The sequence below is a fragment of the Streptomyces phyllanthi genome, from assembly GCF_009377205.1.
Lineage (GTDB): Bacteria > Actinomycetota > Actinomycetes > Streptomycetales > Streptomycetaceae > Streptomyces > Streptomyces phyllanthi.
The window spans coordinates 1-17,985 of sequence record NZ_VJZE01000061.1 but is presented as its reverse complement, the minus strand read 5'-3'; the positions used below and the strand labels follow the sequence as shown (position 1 = coordinate 17,985).

Below are 17,985 nucleotides of genomic sequence, written 5' to 3'. Positions count from 1 at the left end.
GTGGGGTTCAAGAGGCGGCACTGGACGTGGTCGGCGGCACCGCTGGCGCTGGCCCTGCTGGCGGCGACCGGCTGTGAGAGCACGCCGGACGCGCGGCCGAAGCCGACCGCTGCGCCCCCCACGTCCGTGGCCCGGGTGTGCGCCAAGCCCGCGGCCGGGCCGGCGAAGGCGCCGGCGGGCGCGGTGACCGTCGACCCCGGGGTGGTCGGTGACCTGGCTGCGAAGACCGAGAGCAACCCCCCGAACACCACGTTCTGGCTTCGACCGGGCAAGCACAGGCTCGAGCCGGACCGCTACGCCCAGGTCGTCCCCAAGGAGGGGAACCGCTACCTCGGCGCGCCGGGCGCGGTGCTCGACGGCCGGAAGACCAACCAGTACGCGTTCGGTGGCACCGCCCCGGGCGTCACCATCCGCCACCTGACCGTGCAGCGTTTCGTCGCGCCGCACGACGAGGGCGTGGTCAACCACGACATGGCCGACGGGTGGGTGATCGAGCACGCGAAGATCCAGTACAACTCCGGCGCCGGGCTGATGGCCGGTGCCCGCCAGAAGGTCCGCGCCAGTTGCCTGCGCGACAACGGACAGTACGGAATGAACGCGTACAAGACCGGTGACTCCATCCGCGGCCTGGTGGTCGAGGGCAACGAGATCGTGGGCAACAACACCGACGACTGGGAGCGCCGGCGGCCGGGCTGCGGCTGCACCGGAGGCATCAAGTTCTGGGCCGTCAACGGCGCCGACATACGCGGCAACTGGGTGCACGACAACCGCGGAACCGGGTTGTGGGCGGACAACAACAACAACGACTTCCGCATCGAGAACAACCTGCTCGAGGCCAACGACGGTTCCGCGCTGATCTACGAGACCAGCTACAACGCGGTCATCCGGAACAACACGATCCGGCGGAACAACTGGGTCGAGGGCCGCAGAGAAGCCGACCGCGGCGACACCTTCCCGTTCGCGACCATCTACGTGTCCGAGTCCGGCGGCGAACCACGGATCCGAGCCCGCACGGACAAGATCGAGATCTACCGGAACGTCCTGGAGAACAACTGGTCCGGAATCACCCTGTGGGAGAACGCCGACCGGTTCTGCAACAGCCCGGCCAACACCTCGACGGGCTACTGCACGTTGCTGGTGAAGGACACCGACCGCTGCGCGCGGCCGGCGATCACCACCGCACCGCTCTACGCCGACTGCCGGTGGAAGACCAAGCGGGTGGACATCCACGGCAACCGCTTCGTGCTGGACACGTCCGTCGTCAAGTGCAAGGCGGAGTGCGGCCGCATGGCGGTGCTGTCCAACTACGGCACCTATCCGGACTGGTCGCCGTACAAGGGCCGGCGGGTGGCCGATGCGATCACCCACAAGCAGCACAACCGCTGGTACGACAACGTCTACCGCGGGCCGTGGAGCTTCACCGCCGACGACCAGAGCAAGAAGCTCGACTTCGAACAGTGGCGTGGCACGCCGTACCAGCAGGACGCGGGCAGCACCATCGTCCCGCGGGACGGTGGTTGAGATGGGCGGGAACCACACACCGAAGGCCGTCGGGATCGCCTGGGCGTTGCTGGGCCTCAACACGCTCGGCTCCGCCGGGGCGAAGACGATCATCCCGCTGCCCCGCTCCCTCATCCAGATGGCCACCATGGGTGCGCTGGTCACCGCGTTCGCGCTGGCGCTCGTGCTCAATCCCCGGCTGCGCATCCGGCCCAGTGCCTTCGTGCTCCTGCTCACCCTGCTGCTGGTGCCGAGCCTGATCTCCAGCGCGGATCTGGAGTCCGGGTTCGGCGCGCTGTTCCGCTGCGCCCGGCTGGCTGTCTTCATCGGCACACTGTGGCTGCTCAGCCGCTGGTGGGACGGCAGCCTGACGTTCGTCCGGTACCACATCCGGATGTACTTCGCGGTGCTCGTGTTGGTGACCGCCGGCCTGGTCATCTCGCCGGGCGCGGCCATGCCCGAGCTCTACGGCGGGCGGCTGGTCGGCGCGTTGTGGCCGCTCACCCCGCCGCAGATCGGACAGTACGCCGCGGTGATCACCGGGCTCACCGTGCTGCTCCTGCTGGGTCGCCGTATCGACCGGGTCAGTGCGGTGGTGGTCATCGTGCCGTCACTCGTCCTGCTCGCGATGACCCATACCCGGACGGCCACGGCCGGCCTGCTCATCGGGCTGACATTGGCGATCGGCTCGCTCGTCCTGACCAGCGCCGCCGCCCGCCGGTTCTTCGCCTGGGCGGTGCTGGTGACCACGGTGGCCGCGGTGGGGTTCGCCTCCGCGCTGCGCACGTGGTTCCTGCGCGGACAGAGCCAGGAGAACTTCACCAGCCTCACCGGTCGGGCCAAGGTCTGGGACGCCCTGCTGGCAGCGCCCCGGACGACCACGGAGAAGTTGTTCGGCGTGGGACTGGGCGACAAGTCGTTCGACGGGCTGCCGATCGACAACAGCTGGCTGGCCGTCTACAACGAGCAGGGTCTGATCGGCGTCGTCCTCGTGGCGGCGTTCATCATCGTGCTGGGCGGCGTCGCGCTGCTGCGGCCACCGTCGCTGCCGAGGGCCTGCGCGATCTTCCTGATCAGCTACGTCGGGATCTCGTCGTACACCGAGGCCGGACTGGGAGACGCCTCGCCGTATCTGCTGCATCTGGCCCTGGCCGCCTCGCTGTTGGCGGCACCCGCCGCGGCCACGCCCCTGACGACGCCCGCTGTCCCCCGACGACGTATCCCGCGCTGGGCCCGGGATCGGGAGGTGACCTGACCATGCACGTCCTCGTGGTGCACAACCACTACTCCTCGGCGCAGCCGAGCGGGGAGAACAGGGTCGTCGATGAGGAGGTGGGGCTGCTGCGCGCGGCCGGCCACCGGGTCGAGGTGTTCGAGCGGCGCAGCGACGACATCGCCGCCCGGTCCCTGCTGGGCAAGGCCGCGGTGCCGCTGCTGGTGCCGTGGAACCCGGCGGTCCGCGCGGAGCTCGCCGCCCGGCTTCGCGCCGAGCGGCCGGACGTGGTGCACATCCACAACGTCTTCCCGCTCCTGTCGCCCGCGGTGCTGGCAGCCTGCGCCGACGCCGGCGTGCCCGCCGTCGCCACGCTGCACAACTACACCCAGATCTGCCCGCCCGGCACGCTGCAGCGGGACGGCCGGCTGTGCACCGAGTGCGTCGGGTCGGCGGCGCCGCTGCCCGCCGTCCGGCACGGCTGCTACCGGAACTCCCGGCTGGCGACGGTGCCGCTCGCGGTCAGCCTGTCGGTCAACCGGCGGCGGTGGTGGTCCGGCGTGGAGCGGTTCTTCTGCATCTCCGCGGCGCAGCGCGACATCCTGGTGCGGTCCGGCATGCCACCCGAGCGGCTGGCGGTGAAGCACAACTTCGTACCCGACCCGGGGGCCCGCCGAGCGGGCGCCGGCGAGCAGCTGCTCTTTCTCGGCCGACTGGCGGAGACCAAGGGCGTGCGGCTGCTCATGGCCGCGTGGGACGAGATCGCCGCGGACGGCGGTGTGGGCGTGCCGCTCGTGCTCGCCGGCGCGGGCCCACTGGAGCGAGAGGTGACCGCCTGGGCGGCGGGCCGGGACGACGTGCGGTACGTCGGCCTGCTCGACCCGGCTCAGTGCCGGCAGGCCGTCGCGCGTTCGGTCGCCGTGGTGGCTCCGTCGATGGCCCTGGAGACGTTCGGCCTGGTGGTCGCGGAGGCGATGGCGGCGGGGGTTCCGGCCGTCGCCGCCGGTCACGGCGCGTTCGTCGAACTCGTCGAGGACGGGGTGACCGGGCTGCTGCACCGGCCGGGCGAGCCCGCCTCGCTCGCGTCCTGCATACGCCGGATCACGGCCGAGCCGGCCGGCAACCGGGAGATGGGCCGGGCGGCCCGGCGCCGTTACGAGCAGGGCTTCAGCCCGGCCGTCGGGCTGAAGCGTCTGGTGGATGAGTACCGCACCGCGATCGCGGGTCGGTCCGGCGGCCCGGACAGCGCGCCGCCGGCGGAAAACGGAAGCACTGGCTCGCGGCGGGGGGCCCGCGCGAGCAGGGATGGGGGCAGTAGATGACACGATGCCGACTCTGCGGCTCGGCGGCGCTGGCGAGCGTCGTCGATCTGGGGGCGACCCCGCCGTGTGAGAGCTTTCTCGCCGCGGACCAACTGGACCAGCCGGAACCTGCGTACCCGCTGCACCTGCGGGTCTGCACCGACTGCTGGCTCGCGCAGATCCCGCCGCTGATCACGCCGGAGGAGACGTTCAAGGAGTACGCGTACTTCTCCTCCTACTCGACCTCCTGGGTGGAGCACGCGCGCACGTTCGTCGCCGACGCCGTACAGCGGGTGGGTCTCGGCCCCGACGCCTTCGTGGTCGAGGTCGCGAGCAACGACGGGTACCTGCTGAGGCACGTGGTGGACCGGGGGATCCGCTGCCTCGGCATCGAGCCGTCGGTGAACGTCGGCGCCGCCGCGCGGGACGCGGGTGTGCCCACGCTCACGGAGTTCCTGTCCCCGGACACCGGCTCGGCCGTCCGCGCCGAGCACGGCCCGGCGGACCTGGTCGTGGCCAACAACGTGTACGCGCACATCCCCGACGTGGTCGGGTTCACCCAGGGGCTGCGCGCCCTGGTCGCCGACGACGGCTGGGTCTCCATCGAGGTGCAGCACCTGCTGACCCTGATCGAGGAGAACCAGTACGACACGATCTACCACGAGCACTTCCAGTACTACACGGTCGCGTCCGCGACCCGGGCGCTGGCGAGCGGCGGACTCGCGCTCGTGGACGTCGAGCTGCTGCCCACGCACGGCGGCTCCATCCGGCTGTGGGCCCGGCCCGCCGAGGTGGCCGGCGAGCCGACCCGGAGGGTGGCCGACGTGCTGGCCCGGGAGAAGGCCGCCGGGCTGCAGGAGCTGTCCGGGTACACCGAGTTCTCCGCCCGGGTGGCCAAGGTGCGCCGGGACCTGCTGCGGTTCCTCATCGAGGCGGCCGAGCGCGGCGAGACGGTCGTCGGCTACGGCGCCCCGGGCAAGGGCAACACCCTGCTCAACCACTGCGGCATCCGGCCCGACCTGCTCCCGTACACGGTCGACCGCAACCCCTACAAGCACGGCAGGTTCACCCCGGGCACCCGCATCCCGATCCTGCCGCCCGAGCAGATAGCCGCCGACAAGCCGGACTACGTGCTCGTCCTCCCGTGGAACCTGCGGGCCGAGCTGGTCGAGCAGCTGTCCTTCGTGCACGACTGGGGCGGCCGGCTGGTCTTTCCCATCCCGGAACTGAGCATTGTCGAGGTCGCGTCTCGAAAGGTCACAGCATGAAGGTCGTTCTGTTCTGCGGCGGTTACGGGATGCGGATGCGGAGCGGTGCCGCGGACGACGTGCCCAAGCCGATGGCGATGGTCGGCCCGCGGCCGCTGATCTGGCATGTCATGCGCTACTACGCGCACTTCGGGCACACGGAGTTCATCCTGTGTCTCGGGTACGGGGCCCACCACATCAAGGACTTCTTCCTCCACTACGAGGAGACGACGTCCAACGACTTCGTGCTGCGGGGCGGGCGGACCGAGCTGCTGTCCACCGACATCTCGGACTGGACGATCACGTTCGCGCAGACCGGCATCGAGTCACCGATCGGGGAGCGGCTGCGCCGGGTGCGGCACCACCTGGACGGTGACGAGATGTTCCTCGCCAACTACGCCGACGTGCTCACCGATGCCCCGTTGCCGGAGATGATCGAGAACTTCGCCCGGCGTGACGCCGGTGCGTCGATGATGGTGGTGCCGCCGCAGTCCTCGTTCCACTGCGTGGACCTGGGCGAGGACGGCCTGGTGGGGGGCATCACCGCGGTGAGCGACCTGCCGCTGTGGGAGAACGGCGGCTACTTCGTGCTCCGCCAGGAGGTCTTCGACCACATCCCGGAGAACGGGGACCTGGTCGCCGACGGATGCGCCCAACTGGCCAAGCGCGGCCGGCTGGTGGCGCACCAGCACCGCGGCTTCTGGAAGCCGACCGACACCGTGAAGGAACGGGCCGCGCTCGACGACGCCTACGCCCGGGGCGACCGCCCGTGGGCCGTGTGGGAACGGGACGGCGCGGGGGCGAACGCAGGGGTGGGGACCGCATGATCCAGCTCGGCGCCGGGCGCCTGGACCGGATCGTCGCGGTGGGCGCGCACTGCGACGACATCGCCATCGGGGCCGGCGGCACGCTGCTGACGCTGTGCCTCGCACGGCCGGGCATCCGTGTCGACGCGCTGGTGCTCTCCGGCGGTGGCAGCGAGCGGGAGCAGGAGGAGCAGGCCGCGCTCGCCGCCTTCTGCCCGGGCGCCGACCTGCGGCTGACCGTGCACAAGCTGCCGGACGGCCGGATGCCCGTGCACTGGGACGAGGCCAAGGCCGCGGTCGAGGAACTGCGCGGGCGGACCGACCCGGACCTGATCCTGGCTCCGCGCACCGACGACGCGCACCAGGACCACCGCGGCCTGGCGAAGCTGATACCCACCGCGTTCCGCGACCACCTGGTCCTCGGCTACGAGATCGTCAAGTGGGACGGCGATCTCGGCCGTCCGGCCGCGTACCAGCCGCTGACGACGGAGATCGCCGAACAGAAGGTACGGCTGCTGCAGGAGCACTACCCCTCGCAGCGACACCGGCCCTGGTACGACCGGGAAGCCTTCCTCGGCCTGGCCCGGATCCGCGGCATCGAATGCCACGAGCGCTACGCCGAGGCGTTCGCCGTCACCAAACTCACGCTCAACCTGGGGGATTGAACCTTGCGCGTACTACTGACCGGACACCAGGGCTACCTGGGCACCGTGATGGCCCCGGTCCTTAACGCCGCCGGACACGAGGTCGTCGGCCTCGACTCCGGCCTGTTCGCCGACTGCGTCCTCGGCCCGACGCCCGCGGACCCGCAGGGTCATCGGGTGGACCTGCGCGACGTCACGGCCGAACACGTGACAGGGGTGGACGCCGTGATCCACCTGGCCGCGCTGTCCAACGACCCGCTGGGATCGCTGGCGCCGGAGCTCACCTACGACATCAACCACCACGCGTCCGTGCGGCTGGCCCGGCTGGCCCGCGACGCCGGAGTGCGGCGCTTCCTGTACGCGTCGACCTGCTCGGTCTACGGCGCCGCCGGCGGTGACGACCTGGTGGGCGAGGACGCCCCGCTGCGCCCGGTGACGCCGTACGCGGAGTCCAAGGTTCGGGTGGAGGACGACCTGCACGCGCTGGCCGACGGCGACTTCACCCCGGTGTACATGCGCAACGCCACCGCCTTCGGCTACTCGCCCCGGCTGCGCGCCGACATCGTGCTGAACAACCTGGTGGGCCACGCGCTCCTGTCCGGCGAGGTCCTCGTGCTCTCCGACGGCACCCCCTGGCGCCCGCTGGTGCACGCCGCCGACATCGCACGGGCCTTCACGGCCGCGCTGACCGCGCCGCGCGAAGCGGTGCACGACCGGGCGTTCAACATCGGCAGTGAGACCAACAACGTCACGGTCGCCGAGATCGCCGGGCAGGTCGCCGAGGCGGTGTCCGGCGCGAAGGTGGTGATCACCGGGGAGACCGGTGCGGATCCGCGGTCGTACCGAGTGGACTTCTCCCGGTTCCGCGCCGCGATACCCGGCTTCGACTGCGAGTGGAGCGTGAAGCGGGGCGCGCTCGAACTCGCCGACGCCTACCGGAAACACGGGCTGACCCGGGAGGACTTCGAGCGACGCTTCACCCGCCTTGCCGTGCTGCGCGCGGCGTCCGACGCCGGCGCGGTCGACGACACCCTGCGGTGGCGCGGATGACCGCGGCCGGCGAACAGCCGATGACCTCGACCGGCGACGAGATGTACGCGCTGGTCGAGCGGCTGTACCCGCTGTGCCGGAGCATCACCGGCGACGGTGTGCGCGCCACCCTGGAGATCGTCGGCGAGTACGTCCCGCTGCAGGTGCACGAGGTGCCGACCGGGACCCAGGTGCTCGACTGGACGGTGCCGCAGGAGTGGAACATCCGGGACGCCTACATCGCCGATCCCGCCGGGAACCGGGTCGTCGACTTCGCCGCGTCCAGCCTGCACGTGCTCGGCTACAGCGTGCCGGTGTCGGCGACCATGCCGCTGGCCGAGTTGCGCGGACACCTGCACACCCTGCCGGACCACCCGTCCTGGGTGCCGTACCGCACCAGCTACTACAAGCCGGAATGGGGATTCTGCCTGGCCCAGGAGACCCTGGACGCGATGCCGGACGGCGAGTACGAGGTGTGCGTCGACTCCACACTCGCCGACGGCCACCTCACCTACGCCGAGCACGTGGTCCCCGGGCAGGTCGCCGACGAGGTGATCGTCTCCTGCCACGTCTGCCACCCGTCGCTGGCCAACGACAACCTGGCCGGCATCGCCGTGGCGACGTATCTGGCCCGGGCACTGGCGGAGCGGACGCCGTACTACACCTACCGGTTCCTGTTCGCGCCCGGCACCATCGGGGCGATCACCTGGCTGGCCCGCAACGCGGAACGGGTGGACCGGGTCAAGCACGGGCTTGTGCTGGCCTGTGCGGGCGACCCGGGCAGCCTGACGTACAAGCAGAGCAGGCGCGGCGACGCGGAGATCGACCGGGTGATGCGGCACGTGCTGGCCGCCTCCGAACGCCCGCACCGCGTCGCCGAGTTCACTCCGTACGGCTACGACGAGCGGCAGTTCTGCTCGCCCGGGTTCAATCTGGGCGTGGGCTCGCTCACCCGCACCCCGTACGCCGGCTACCCCGAGTACCACACCTCGGCGGACAACCTGGACTTCGTCTCCCCTCAGGCGATGGCGGACACCCTCGCCGTCTGCCGCGAGGCGTTCGCCGTGCTGGACCGCAACCGGCGGTACCTGAACCTCAGTCCTTACGGCGAACCGCAGTTGGGCCGGCGCGGGTTGTACGACGCGCTCGGCGGCCGCAGCGACACCAAGCAGGCCCAGATGGCCATGCTCTGGGTGCTCAACCTCTCCGACGGCGAGCACAGTCTGCTGGACGTCGCCGAGCGGTCCGGGCTGCCGTTCGACACCGTCGCCGCCGCGGCCGGCGCCCTGCACGGCGCCGGGCTGATCAAGGCGTGACGCCGATGACCACCGAGGGGGAGCATCCGCAGACAACGGCGCCACCGGCCGGATCCGCCAAGCTGGCCCTCGCCGGCCGGCTGTCCTGGGGACTGGCCGACCAGGCGGCCTCCAGCATGTCCAACTTCGCGGTGGGCATCTACGTGGCCCGCTCGCTGGGGGTGACCGCGTTCGGCGTGTTCAGCCTCGCCTGGGTGACCTACGGCGTGGTGCTCAACGTCTCCCGCGGCCTGGCCACCGACCCGCTCGTGGTGCGCTTCAGCGGCGTGTCGACCGCGTCCTGGCGCGCGGCGGTGGCCCGGTCGTCGGGTACCGCGCTCGGCCTCGGTGCCGCCCTCGGCGCGGCGTGTCTGGTGGTCGGGCTCGGTGTCGGCGGCCGTGTGGGGCCCGCGTTCGCCTGCCTCGGCGTCGTACTGCCGGGGCTGCTGTTGCAGGACGCATGGCGGTTCGCGTTCTTCGCCGCCGGCACCGGGCGGAAGGCGTTCGTCAACGACGTCGTGTGGGGCGTCGCGCTCGTCCCGGCCATGGTGGTGGCGGCCCGCGTGGGCAGCGTGGCCGCTTTTGTGCTCGCCTGGGGCGGGTCCGCCGCGGTGGCCGCGGTGTACGGCTGCTTCCAGTCCGGCATCCGGCCCCACATGACCGGAGCGCGCGAGTGGCTTCGCACGCACCGGGACCTCGGCAACCGGTACCTGGTCGAGAACGTCAGCAACAGCGGCGCGAGCCAGCTGCGGGCGTACGGGCTCGGCGCGATCGTCGGGGTCGGCGCGGTGGGCGTGATCCGGGGTGCCGAGCTGCTGCTCGGCCCGTTCCTCGCCGTGCTGATGGGACTGTCGCTGGTCACCGTCGCGGAGGCGGCACGGGTGCTGCGGCGGGCCCCGCACCGCCTCGGCGCGTTCTGCCTTCTGCTGGGCGGCGGGCAGGCCGCCGCCGCGCTGCTCTGGGGCGGGGCGCTGCTGCTGGTCCCTGACCGGCTCGGCGAGTTCGTGCTCGGCGGCGTCTGGAGCGCTGCCTCGGAGCTCGTCGTGCCGGTCACGCTCGGCGTCGCGGGCGCCGGCCTCGGCACCGGCGCGGCGGCCGGGCTGCGCGCGCTCGGCGCGGCCCGGCGCAGCCTGCGCAGCCAGCTGTTCGCCTCCGTCTGTTACGTCATCGGCGGGCTCGGCGGGGCGGCCGTGGCCGGCACGGTCGGCTCGGCCTGGGGCGTCGCCGCCGCGACCGTCAGCGGCTCGGCCGTGTGGTGGCTGCACCTGCGCTCCGCCCTGCGCGAGCGCCACCAGAACCCCATCCCCGAAGTGAGGACGCCATGACCGCCCAACCCCGGCTGAGCATCGGCCTGCCCGTGTACAACGGCGAGGAGTACCTGGCCGAGTCGCTCGACGCCCTGCTCGGCCAGACCTACGAGGACTTCGAGCTGGTCATCTCCGACAACGCCTCGACCGATGGGACCCAGGACATCTGCCGCAAGTACGCGGCTCAGGACTCGCGCATCCGGTACATCCGGCTGCTTCGGAACATCGGTGCCGCGCCGAACCACAACTACGTGTTCACCGAGTGCCGCGGCGAGCTGTTCAAGTGGGCCTCGCACGACGACCTGTACGCCCGGGACCTGCTGCGGCGCTGTGTGGAGGCGCTGGACGAGCGGCCCGACGTGATCCTCGCGCACGCCGACCAGGCGGTCATCGACGGCGACGGCAAGGTGAAGGTCCCGTACGAGTACACGCTCGCCACCGCCTCGCCGAGCGCGCCCGAGCGTTTCCGCAGCATGCTGTTCGAGCCCGGCGGCGACGACTTCTACGGGGTGATGCGGGCCGACGTGCTGCGCCGGGTGAAGCCGCACGACAGCTACCACCACGCGGACCGCACGTTCGTCGCCGAGATCGGCCTGCACGGGCCCTTCCACCAGGTGCCGGAGCTGCTGTACTTCCGCCGCGACCACCCCACCCGCGCCGAGCGGGCGAACCCCAGCAAGCGCTCCCGGTGCGTCAACCTGGACCCGCGCCGGGCGGGCCCGCTGCACCCGACGCCCCGGCTGCTCGCCGAGTACGTCTGGGGCTTCGTCTCGGCGATCCGGCGGGCGCCGTTGTCCTCGGCCGACCGGCGCGCGTGCTACCGCCACCTCGCCGCGTGGATGACCAGCCGGGCCCGGCCGGGCGCCGGTGAGCGGGTCGAGGACCGCGCCCCGGTCGACCCGGCCAAGCTCACCGTCTCCGTCGACGCCCTCGTCGCGGGCCGTGAGGGGCGGCGGGCATGAAGACCGCGACACGCGTCGGGGTGTTCGGCCTGCTCGGCTCCGGCAACCTCGGCAACGACGGGTCGCTCGAGGCCGTGCTCGGGTACCTCCGCGCCGAGCACCCGGAGGCGGTCGTGGACGCGCTGTGCGGCGGACCCGAGGTCGTCGCGGCCCGGTACGGGATCCCCGCGACGCGGCTGCACTGGTACCGCGGGGAGTACCGGACCGCGTCACGTGCGGGCGCGATCGCGGGCAAGGGCCTGGGCAAACTCGTCGACGTCCTCCGCACCGCTGCCTGGGTGCGCCGGCACGACGTGGTGATCGTGCCGGGCATGGGCGTCCTGGAGGCCACGCTGCCGCTGCGGCCGTGGGGCTTCCCGTACTCGCTGTTCCTGCTCTGCGCGAGCGGCAGACTGCTGCGCACCCCGGTCGCGCTGGTCGGCGTCGGCGCCGCCCCGATCGGCAACCGGCCGACCCGGGCCCTGGTGCGCTGGTCGGCGCGGCTGGCCGCGTACCGGTCGTACCGGGACACCCTGTCCCGCGACGCGATGCGGGCGATGGGCGTGGACACCGCGCGTGACGAGGTCTACCCGGACCTCGCGTTCGCCCTGCCGACGCCGCCGGAATGGGGTGTCCCCTGCTCGGAGCTTGTCGGAGAGCTTGGGGAAGCGCCTTCGGACTCGCCGGGCCCGGTCTGCGTCGGTGTCATGGACTTCCACGGGGGCGACGACGACCGCGCCCGGGCCGAGGAGATCCACCGGCGCTACCTCGACGGGACGACCCGCTTCGTCCGCGCGCTGGTCGAGGACGGCAGACCGGTCCGGCTGCTCACCGGCGACGCGTGCGACGCGTCGGTGGTCGCCGCGATCCTCGACGCGGTGGACTCGCCGCTGGTCACCGCTGCCGAGGCGGCCTCGCTGGCCGACCTGATGAAGGAGACGGCGGCTGCCGACACCGTGGTGGCGACCCGGTACCACAACCTGGTCTGCGCCCTGAAGGCCGGCACACCGACGCTGGCCCTCAGCTATGCGGCGAAGAGCGACGCGCTCATGGAGCGGATGGGCCTTGGCGCGTACTGTCATCCGGCTCGTGAGGTCGACGCCGACCGGCTGTTGGAGCAGTTCCGGGCGCTGGAGCGGCAATCGGCTCAGCTGCGGCGGACGCTCGTCGAGCGGAACGAGGTCGCCGCCCGGCAACTCGAGGACCAGTTCACCACCTTGACCGCCGCCCTGTTCCCGACGACAGGCCATGCCCACGCCCACGCGTATCGAGAGGCTCCATGAAAGCGACCGAAGTCCCGGAGATCGCGGGCGCGTACCTGTTCGAGCCGACGCCGTACGCCGACGAGCGCGGCTTCTTCTGCCGCACCTTCGACGCGGACGTGGTCCGCTCGGTGGGCCTCGCCCCGGACGCCTTCATCCAGGACAGTGTGTCCCGCTCGGTCCGGGGCGTGCTGCGCGGCCTGCACCTGCGCTCCGGCGCCGGCGAGGCCAAGCTGGTGCGGTGCTCGTACGGACGCATCTTCGACGTCGTCGTGGACCTGCGGCCGGACTCACCGACCTACCTGGGCCGGGCCTTCTTCGAGCTGTCCGGCGAGACGCAGGCGACCCTGTACATCCCGGCGGGGTGCGCGCACGGCTTCCAGGCGCTGACGGAAACCGCCGACACCTCGTACCGGATCGACCGCCCGCACGATCCCGCCGAGGACGTGACGATCGCCTTCGACGACCCGGAGCTCGCCATCCCCTGGCCGCTGCCGGTCACATCGATGTCCCAGCGGGACCGGGAGGCGCCGAGCCTCGCCGAGGTCCTGAAGCAACGAGAAAGTTGAGGTCGGCGTGGACACCGAACACACCGAAGGGACCGAGGAGTTCCTCCTGCCCCGGTCGCGGATGGCGAACGAGCGGCTGCACGCCATGATCCCCGGGGGCGCGCACACCTACGCCAAGGGCGACGACCAGTACCCCGAGAACCTGGCCCCGGTCATCAGCCACGGCCACGGTGCCCATGTGTGGGACATCGACGGCAACCGCTACATCGAGTACGGCTCCGGCCTGCGGTCGGTCAGCCTCGGCCACACCCACCCACGCGTGGTCGAGGCGGTGCGGCGGGAACTCGACCGCGGCAGCAACTTCGTCCGGCCGTCCATCGTGGAGGTAGAAGCCGCGGAACGCTTCCTGGCCACGGTGCCGACCGCCGAGATGGTGAAGTTCGCGAAGAACGGCTCCGACGCCACCACCGCCGCGGTGCGCCTCGCCCGCGCCGTCACCGGACGCCCGCGGGTGGCCATCTGCGCCGACCACCCCTTCTTCTCCACCGACGACTGGTTCATCGGCACCACGCCGATGTCCGCCGGCATTCCGGAGCCGACCACCGACCTCACCGTGACGTTCCCCTACGGGGACCTGGCCGCCACGGAGGAGCTGCTCACCCGCCACCAGGACGACATCGCCTGCCTGATCCTCGAACCCGCCACCCACACCGAGCCTCCGCCCGGATACCTCTCCGGCCTGCGCGAGCTGGCCGACCGGCACGGCTGCGTCCTGATCTTCGACGAGATGATCACCGGCTTCCGCTGGTCCGAGGCGGGCGCCCAGGGCCTGTACGGCGTCGTCCCCGACCTGTCCACGTTCGGCAAGGCGCTGGGCAACGGGTTCGCCGTCTCCGCGCTGGCCGGGCGCCGCGACCTGATGGAGCGGGGCGGGCTGCGTCACTCCGGCGACCGGGTGTTCCTGCTGTCCACGACGCACGGTGCGGAAACGCACTCCCTGGCAGCCGCGATGGCCGTGCAGACCACCTACGCCGAGGAGGGCGTCACCGCGCGGCTGCACGCCCTCGGCGAGCGGTTGGCCGCCGGTGTCCGCGACGCCGCGGCCGCCATGGGCGTCGGCGACCACATCGTCGTCCGGGGCCGGGCCAGCAACCTGGTCTTCGCCACCCTCGACGAGAACCGGCAGCCGTCGCAGCAGTACCGCACCCTGTTCCTGCGCCGGCTCCTCGCGGGCGGGGTGCTGGCCCCGTCGTTCGTGGTGAGCAGCGCGCTCAGCGACGCCGACATCGACCACACCGTCGATGTGGTGGCCCAGGCATGTGCGGTGTACCGGAAGGCACTGGACGCCGCCGATCCCACCCCCTGGCTGGCGGGTCGGCCGGTCAAGCCGGTCTTCCGCCGCTTGGCGTGACGTGACGTCAGCGGCGCTCCCGCCGACCGGCGTCGGCCATCGGATCGATGAGCCGGTCGCCCAGCCGGTCGGCCATCCGGTCGACCAGCCAGGCGGTCGCCGGTACGACCGCCAGCGCGGTGCACCAGCCGCCGAGGACGTCGGTCGGGTAGTGCGCGCCGAGGGCGACCTGCGCCCATCCCATGGCGGCGCCGGCGACCAGCGCCGCGGCGAGCACGAGTGACGTGCCGGCCGTCCTGCCGAGGCCGAGCCGTCCGGTCGCGAGCAGCGCCACCACGAGGGCGAGCGCGGTGAGGAAGGCGGTGTGCCCGCTCGGATAGGACAGGTTGCCGTCTCCGTGGATGGTGCGTCCCACCAGGGGCTTGATCAGCTTCGTCGTGCCCACGGTCAGGCCGGCACCGGCAACGACGAGCACCGCCGCGCGAGGATGCCGGAGCAGCAGGCAGCCTGCCACGGCGGCCGTGACCAGCAGCGCCGCTCCTGCGGGCTCCCCCCAGAAGTCCGTGGCCAGAGCGACGTCCCGCCACGACGCCCCCGTACCGTCCACCGCCGCCCAGATCCGTGCGTCCACCATGCCGGGCTTGCTGTCGCCGGCATACCGGGCCCCGAGCACGGCGACCGCCAGCGCGGCGAGGGCCGCGATCGGCCCGAGCCACACGCGCAGCGATGGGGACAGCACCGCGGGCGCCGACCGGCCGGTCACCAGCCCACCGCGTCCGGTCGACCTGCGGTGCATCCCCGTGGGACCACGAGCCGGTCGACGACCGGCGGATCGACCTGCTGATGCCCGCCCCGGCGACAGCGCCCCACGACGGCGGGGCGTTGCTTCCGGACGACTCCGGTGACCGTAAGTCCGGGCACGCCACGGCCTCTGTGTCCTGTCAGTACCTCGGCTGCCGCCCCCTGCCGCCCGCCGACATGGCCGGGATCGTCAGAGTACGGGCTGCGCACGGCTGTACCGAGCGAGACGGCGAACGCGTCAAGTGCGAACCGGAGCGGGCCTGCTTCCCGGCCCGCCCAGGCGATCCGACGCCACTGCCGCTGGTCGATGTGGCCTTCGGCTTCTGCTGGCGCCAACTCCCCACCCAACTCCCCCACCAACGAGCCTGTTTTGCCACCCTAACCAACAAGGCGGCAGCGGCACACCGCCGTCGGAGAAGTCCGTGTGCCAACACTCCGCGCATGGTGGTTCCGGATCGCTTCTCCGTGCCGGAGCCACGCCCCCCGCCCGCCTTCGGCCGCTGACGCGCGCGTTGGGACGCGGGCCCTCCGCGAGGAACGGCTCCAGCCCCTGCCTGCCGTACGGGCCCTTCTCGATGCGTTTGCCTGCGGGTTCCAGCCCGTGTCCTTCGCCCGCACGGGGCAGGAGGCGGGAGTACTTCCGCAGGGTGCGTCCGGGATCAGAGTGACCCAGCCCACATGCCAGGAAGACAACCGATTCCCCGGCCTCCAGCTCTTAACCGACCACGTAGGGCACGGCCTTGAGGCACCTGCATTCACAGCGTGATCGACCGGGCGTCCGGCAGCCACTGGACTCCAGCCGTGAACCTGCTTCCACGGTCGCCCGTAGTCAGGGCGGAGGCCGGGGGCCGTTGAGTGCGATGAGGATGCGGCACGTGTTCATGTGGGCATCAGAAGCCGAGGAGTGATGGTGAATCAGCAGACCGATGACAACGTTTTAGCTGTAGGGGACACACTCGGTGCCGAGGAAGTGGCCGTCTACCGCTGGCTGGCCCTGCACGGTCAGCTCGACCTTGTCCGGATGGCCGAGGAGACGGGGGTCGACGAGACGGCGGTGAGCAGTGCGGTGGACTACCTCGTCCGGATCGGCCTGGTGCAGAGAGGCAAGGAGGGCGACGACCGGCTTTGGGTCGTCGACCCGCACCTCGTCGCCGCCGTGGCCACCGCGCCGGTGGAGCGGGCCATCGCGGAACAGCAGACGCAGCTGCGCGTCTTCCGCGACCAGTTCGCCCAGCTGGCGTCCGACTACAAGGAGGGGAGGCACGGTGTCTCCACGGACCTGGAGACCATTCCCGGACTCACCCAGGTGCGGGCCGCGCTGAACCGGGCGGCCGAGCAGTGCCGCGAGGACATGGTCACCGTGCAGCCCGGCGGCACCCGCCCGCCCGAGGTGCTCCAGGACGCACTGCTCCGGGACAGCCAGATGCTCGCTCGGGGGGTACGGATGCGTACCGTCTACCACCACACTGCCCGGTTCAACAGCCCCAGTCAGGCGTACGTGGCCACAGTGAGCGCGCTGGGCGGCGAGTACCGGACCGCCCACCAGCTCGTCGACCGGGTGATCATCTTCGACCGGGAAGTGGCGTTCATGACCAATCGCAACGACCGGCTGGGCGCGGTGGTGGTCCGGGAGCCGTCGGTCGTGCACTTCCTGTACGAGCTGTTCGAGCAGGTGTGGTCGCAGGCCCAGCCGTTCTCCGACGCGGCCACCGACGGCCTGGAGGCGGTCGCCAAGGATCTGGACCGCACCATCCTGCGACTGCTGGCGGCGGGACTGAAAGACGAGACGATCGCGCGGCGGCTGGGCATGTCCCTGCGCACCACCCGCAAGCACATCGCCGACATGATGCAGGCGCTCGGCGCCGAGAGCCGTTTCCAGGCCGGCGTCGCGGTGTCCGCGAGGGGGCTGCTGAATGACGACGGAGAGCCGGACGCGGCACCCACGACAGCCCCGGCCTGATCCGGCGGCTGTCCAGGGGCGCACACCGTCAGTCCGCGCCCTCCAGGTGGAGTTCGAGCAGTGTGGTCGGGGCGTGGATCTCCGACAGCCGGTAGGTGTGGTCCCGGGGCACGAAGAGGGTGCCACCGGAACGCAGCCGCAGGCCCAGCGGGTGCGAGGGGCGAGGTGCCGGATCCTCACCGATACGCGACAGGACGCAGCGGCAGGCTCCTTCCAGGACCGTGACCGTGGACTCGGCACCGCTCGGCGCACCCTCCACGACCGGGGAGTCGGCCGACAGGAAGCGGTAGAGGGGGCGCACCCGCAGTTGCAGCCTGCGGCCCAGCTCCGCCGCCAGTTCCTCCGTGTCCGGTCCGCCCGGCACGGAGGAACCGGCACCCGGTTCCGGACGGGCCGGCCGGGGCAACCCCAGCAGGGCCGGCAAGGTCGTCGGATCCTCGGGCCACAGCAGGGCGGGCCCCGTGGCGCCGTTGGCCGCCACGCACAAGGCCAGCTCTTCGACGAAGGACTGTATCGGCTGGCTCAGACCTCGCTGTCGGGGCACGGTTCTCCGATCTCGCCGCGAGTCCGGGCGATGCGGGGTGGATGAGGTGTATCAGGGCGCCACGGCGCCTGGACACACCGAGGGAAAGGGGCGGGACTGCCTGAGCGCCGCTGCAGCCGTGGCGAGAATTCTGCCGCTCGGACGTCGGTCCCGACAGCCACGTCTTCGCGTGCCACCCGGCGCCTGCCGGGCGGCCCCGTCAGGGTGATGTGCACATGGCCCGGCGGCAGGACGCTCGCGGGGACCTGCCCGCCGGGCCCGGTACGGCGGACGCC

General features: G+C 71.7%; 16 protein-coding genes. 14 read left to right on the top strand and 2 right to left on the bottom strand.

Annotated features, from left to right (window positions below; genetic code table 11):
- From FNH04_RS12035 to FNH04_RS11975, 13 genes are read left to right on the top strand one after another with little or no spacing between them, the layout of a single operon-like run.
- Positions 1-1,521, top strand: a complete 1,521-nt coding sequence (locus FNH04_RS12035; protein WP_322722947.1) for a right-handed parallel beta-helix repeat-containing protein — start codon at positions 1-3, stop codon at positions 1,519-1,521.
- A 1-nt stretch (position 1,522) separates the two neighbouring features.
- A complete protein-coding gene (locus FNH04_RS12030; protein ID WP_152783291.1) occupies positions 1,523-2,755 on the top strand; it encodes an O-antigen ligase domain-containing protein in 1,233 nt (410 codons plus the stop codon).
- Between the two features lie 2 nt (positions 2,756-2,757).
- The gene (locus FNH04_RS12025; RefSeq protein WP_152783289.1) at positions 2,758-4,035 is read left to right on the top strand and encodes a glycosyltransferase; all 1,278 of its coding nucleotides are present in this window, start codon (positions 2,758-2,760) and stop codon (positions 4,033-4,035) included.
- Positions 4,032-5,282, top strand: coding sequence for a class I SAM-dependent methyltransferase (locus FNH04_RS12020; RefSeq protein WP_152783287.1), 1,251 nt, complete (start codon positions 4,032-4,034; stop codon positions 5,280-5,282). Before FNH04_RS12025 ends, FNH04_RS12020 begins: the two co-directional genes overlap by 4 nt.
- A complete protein-coding gene (locus tag FNH04_RS12015) occupies positions 5,279-6,088 on the top strand; it encodes a glycosyltransferase family protein (RefSeq protein ID WP_152783285.1) in 810 nt (269 codons plus the stop codon). The genes FNH04_RS12020 and FNH04_RS12015 overlap by 4 nt, the downstream gene beginning before the upstream one ends.
- A complete protein-coding gene (locus FNH04_RS12010) occupies positions 6,085-6,732 on the top strand; it encodes a PIG-L deacetylase family protein (protein WP_152783283.1) in 648 nt (215 codons plus the stop codon). The genes FNH04_RS12015 and FNH04_RS12010 overlap by 4 nt, the downstream gene beginning before the upstream one ends.
- A 3-nt stretch (positions 6,733-6,735) precedes the next feature.
- Positions 6,736-7,761, top strand: coding sequence for an NAD-dependent epimerase/dehydratase family protein (locus tag FNH04_RS12005; protein WP_152783281.1), 1,026 nt, complete (start codon positions 6,736-6,738; stop codon positions 7,759-7,761).
- Between the two features lie 20 nt (positions 7,762-7,781).
- Positions 7,782-9,056 carry a DUF4910 domain-containing protein gene (locus FNH04_RS12000; RefSeq protein ID WP_152783307.1) on the top strand — a complete coding sequence of 425 codons (1,275 nt, stop codon included), beginning with the start codon at positions 7,782-7,784 and terminating at the stop codon, positions 9,054-9,056.
- 5 nt (positions 9,057-9,061) lie between these two features.
- Positions 9,062-10,360, top strand: coding sequence for an MATE family efflux transporter (locus FNH04_RS11995; RefSeq protein ID WP_152783279.1), 1,299 nt, complete (start codon positions 9,062-9,064; stop codon positions 10,358-10,360).
- Positions 10,357-11,304, top strand: a complete 948-nt coding sequence (locus FNH04_RS11990; protein WP_152783277.1) for a glycosyltransferase family 2 protein — start codon at positions 10,357-10,359, stop codon at positions 11,302-11,304. The genes FNH04_RS11995 and FNH04_RS11990 overlap by 4 nt, the downstream gene beginning before the upstream one ends.
- The gene (locus tag FNH04_RS11985) at positions 11,301-12,566 is read left to right on the top strand and encodes a polysaccharide pyruvyl transferase family protein (RefSeq protein WP_152783275.1); all 1,266 of its coding nucleotides are present in this window, start codon (positions 11,301-11,303) and stop codon (positions 12,564-12,566) included. Before FNH04_RS11990 ends, FNH04_RS11985 begins: the two co-directional genes overlap by 4 nt.
- Positions 12,563-13,114, top strand: coding sequence for a dTDP-4-dehydrorhamnose 3,5-epimerase family protein (locus FNH04_RS11980; RefSeq protein ID WP_152783273.1), 552 nt, complete (start codon positions 12,563-12,565; stop codon positions 13,112-13,114). The genes FNH04_RS11985 and FNH04_RS11980 overlap by 4 nt, the downstream gene beginning before the upstream one ends.
- Positions 13,115-13,121: 7 nt before the next feature.
- On the top strand, positions 13,122-14,465 hold the full coding sequence (locus FNH04_RS11975; protein WP_322722946.1) for a glutamate-1-semialdehyde 2,1-aminomutase: 1,344 nt from the start codon (positions 13,122-13,124) through the stop codon (positions 14,463-14,465).
- A 7-nt stretch (positions 14,466-14,472) separates the two neighbouring features.
- Here the strand turns inward: FNH04_RS11975 and FNH04_RS11970 are convergent, their stop codons facing one another.
- Complete coding sequence (locus FNH04_RS11970) at positions 14,473-15,168, bottom strand: phosphatase PAP2 family protein (RefSeq protein ID WP_386574937.1); 696 nt, start codon at positions 15,166-15,168, stop codon at positions 14,473-14,475.
- 945 nt (positions 15,169-16,113) lie between these two features.
- On the opposite strand from FNH04_RS11970, the gene FNH04_RS11960 reads away from it, so the two are divergent.
- Positions 16,114-17,166: a helix-turn-helix transcriptional regulator gene (locus tag FNH04_RS11960; protein WP_152783269.1), complete on the top strand. Its 1,053-nt coding sequence runs from the start codon at positions 16,114-16,116 to the stop codon at positions 17,164-17,166.
- A gap of 28 nt (positions 17,167-17,194) precedes the next feature.
- Here the strand turns inward: FNH04_RS11960 and FNH04_RS11955 are convergent, their stop codons facing one another.
- Positions 17,195-17,710 (bottom strand): hypothetical protein, encoded by a 516-nt coding sequence (locus FNH04_RS11955; RefSeq protein WP_322722945.1) that lies wholly within the window; start codon positions 17,708-17,710, stop codon positions 17,195-17,197.
- Positions 17,711-17,985 lie beyond the last annotated feature (275 nt).

Bases quoted from the DNA above. Each gene is read 5' to 3' on its own strand.
- FNH04_RS12020 (WP_152783287.1), top strand. From the start codon at position 4,032: ATGACACGATGCCGACTCTGCGGCTCGGCGGCGCTGGCGAGCGTCGTC.
- FNH04_RS11960 (WP_152783269.1), top strand. From the start codon at position 16,114: ATGGTGAATCAGCAGACCGATGACAACGTTTTAGCTGTAGGGGACACA.
- FNH04_RS12030 (WP_152783291.1), top strand. From the start codon at position 1,523: ATGGGCGGGAACCACACACCGAAGGCCGTCGGGATCGCCTGGGCGTTG.
- FNH04_RS12025 (WP_152783289.1), top strand. From the start codon at position 2,758: ATGCACGTCCTCGTGGTGCACAACCACTACTCCTCGGCGCAGCCGAGC.
- FNH04_RS11985 (WP_152783275.1), top strand. From the start codon at position 11,301: ATGAAGACCGCGACACGCGTCGGGGTGTTCGGCCTGCTCGGCTCCGGC.
- FNH04_RS12000 (WP_152783307.1), top strand. From the start codon at position 7,782: ATGACCTCGACCGGCGACGAGATGTACGCGCTGGTCGAGCGGCTGTAC.
- FNH04_RS12010 (WP_152783283.1), top strand. From the start codon at position 6,085: ATGATCCAGCTCGGCGCCGGGCGCCTGGACCGGATCGTCGCGGTGGGC.
- FNH04_RS11995 (WP_152783279.1), top strand. From the start codon at position 9,062: ATGACCACCGAGGGGGAGCATCCGCAGACAACGGCGCCACCGGCCGGA.
- FNH04_RS12015 (WP_152783285.1), top strand. From the start codon at position 5,279: ATGAAGGTCGTTCTGTTCTGCGGCGGTTACGGGATGCGGATGCGGAGC.
- FNH04_RS11990 (WP_152783277.1), top strand. From the start codon at position 10,357: ATGACCGCCCAACCCCGGCTGAGCATCGGCCTGCCCGTGTACAACGGC.
- FNH04_RS11980 (WP_152783273.1), top strand. From the start codon at position 12,563: ATGAAAGCGACCGAAGTCCCGGAGATCGCGGGCGCGTACCTGTTCGAG.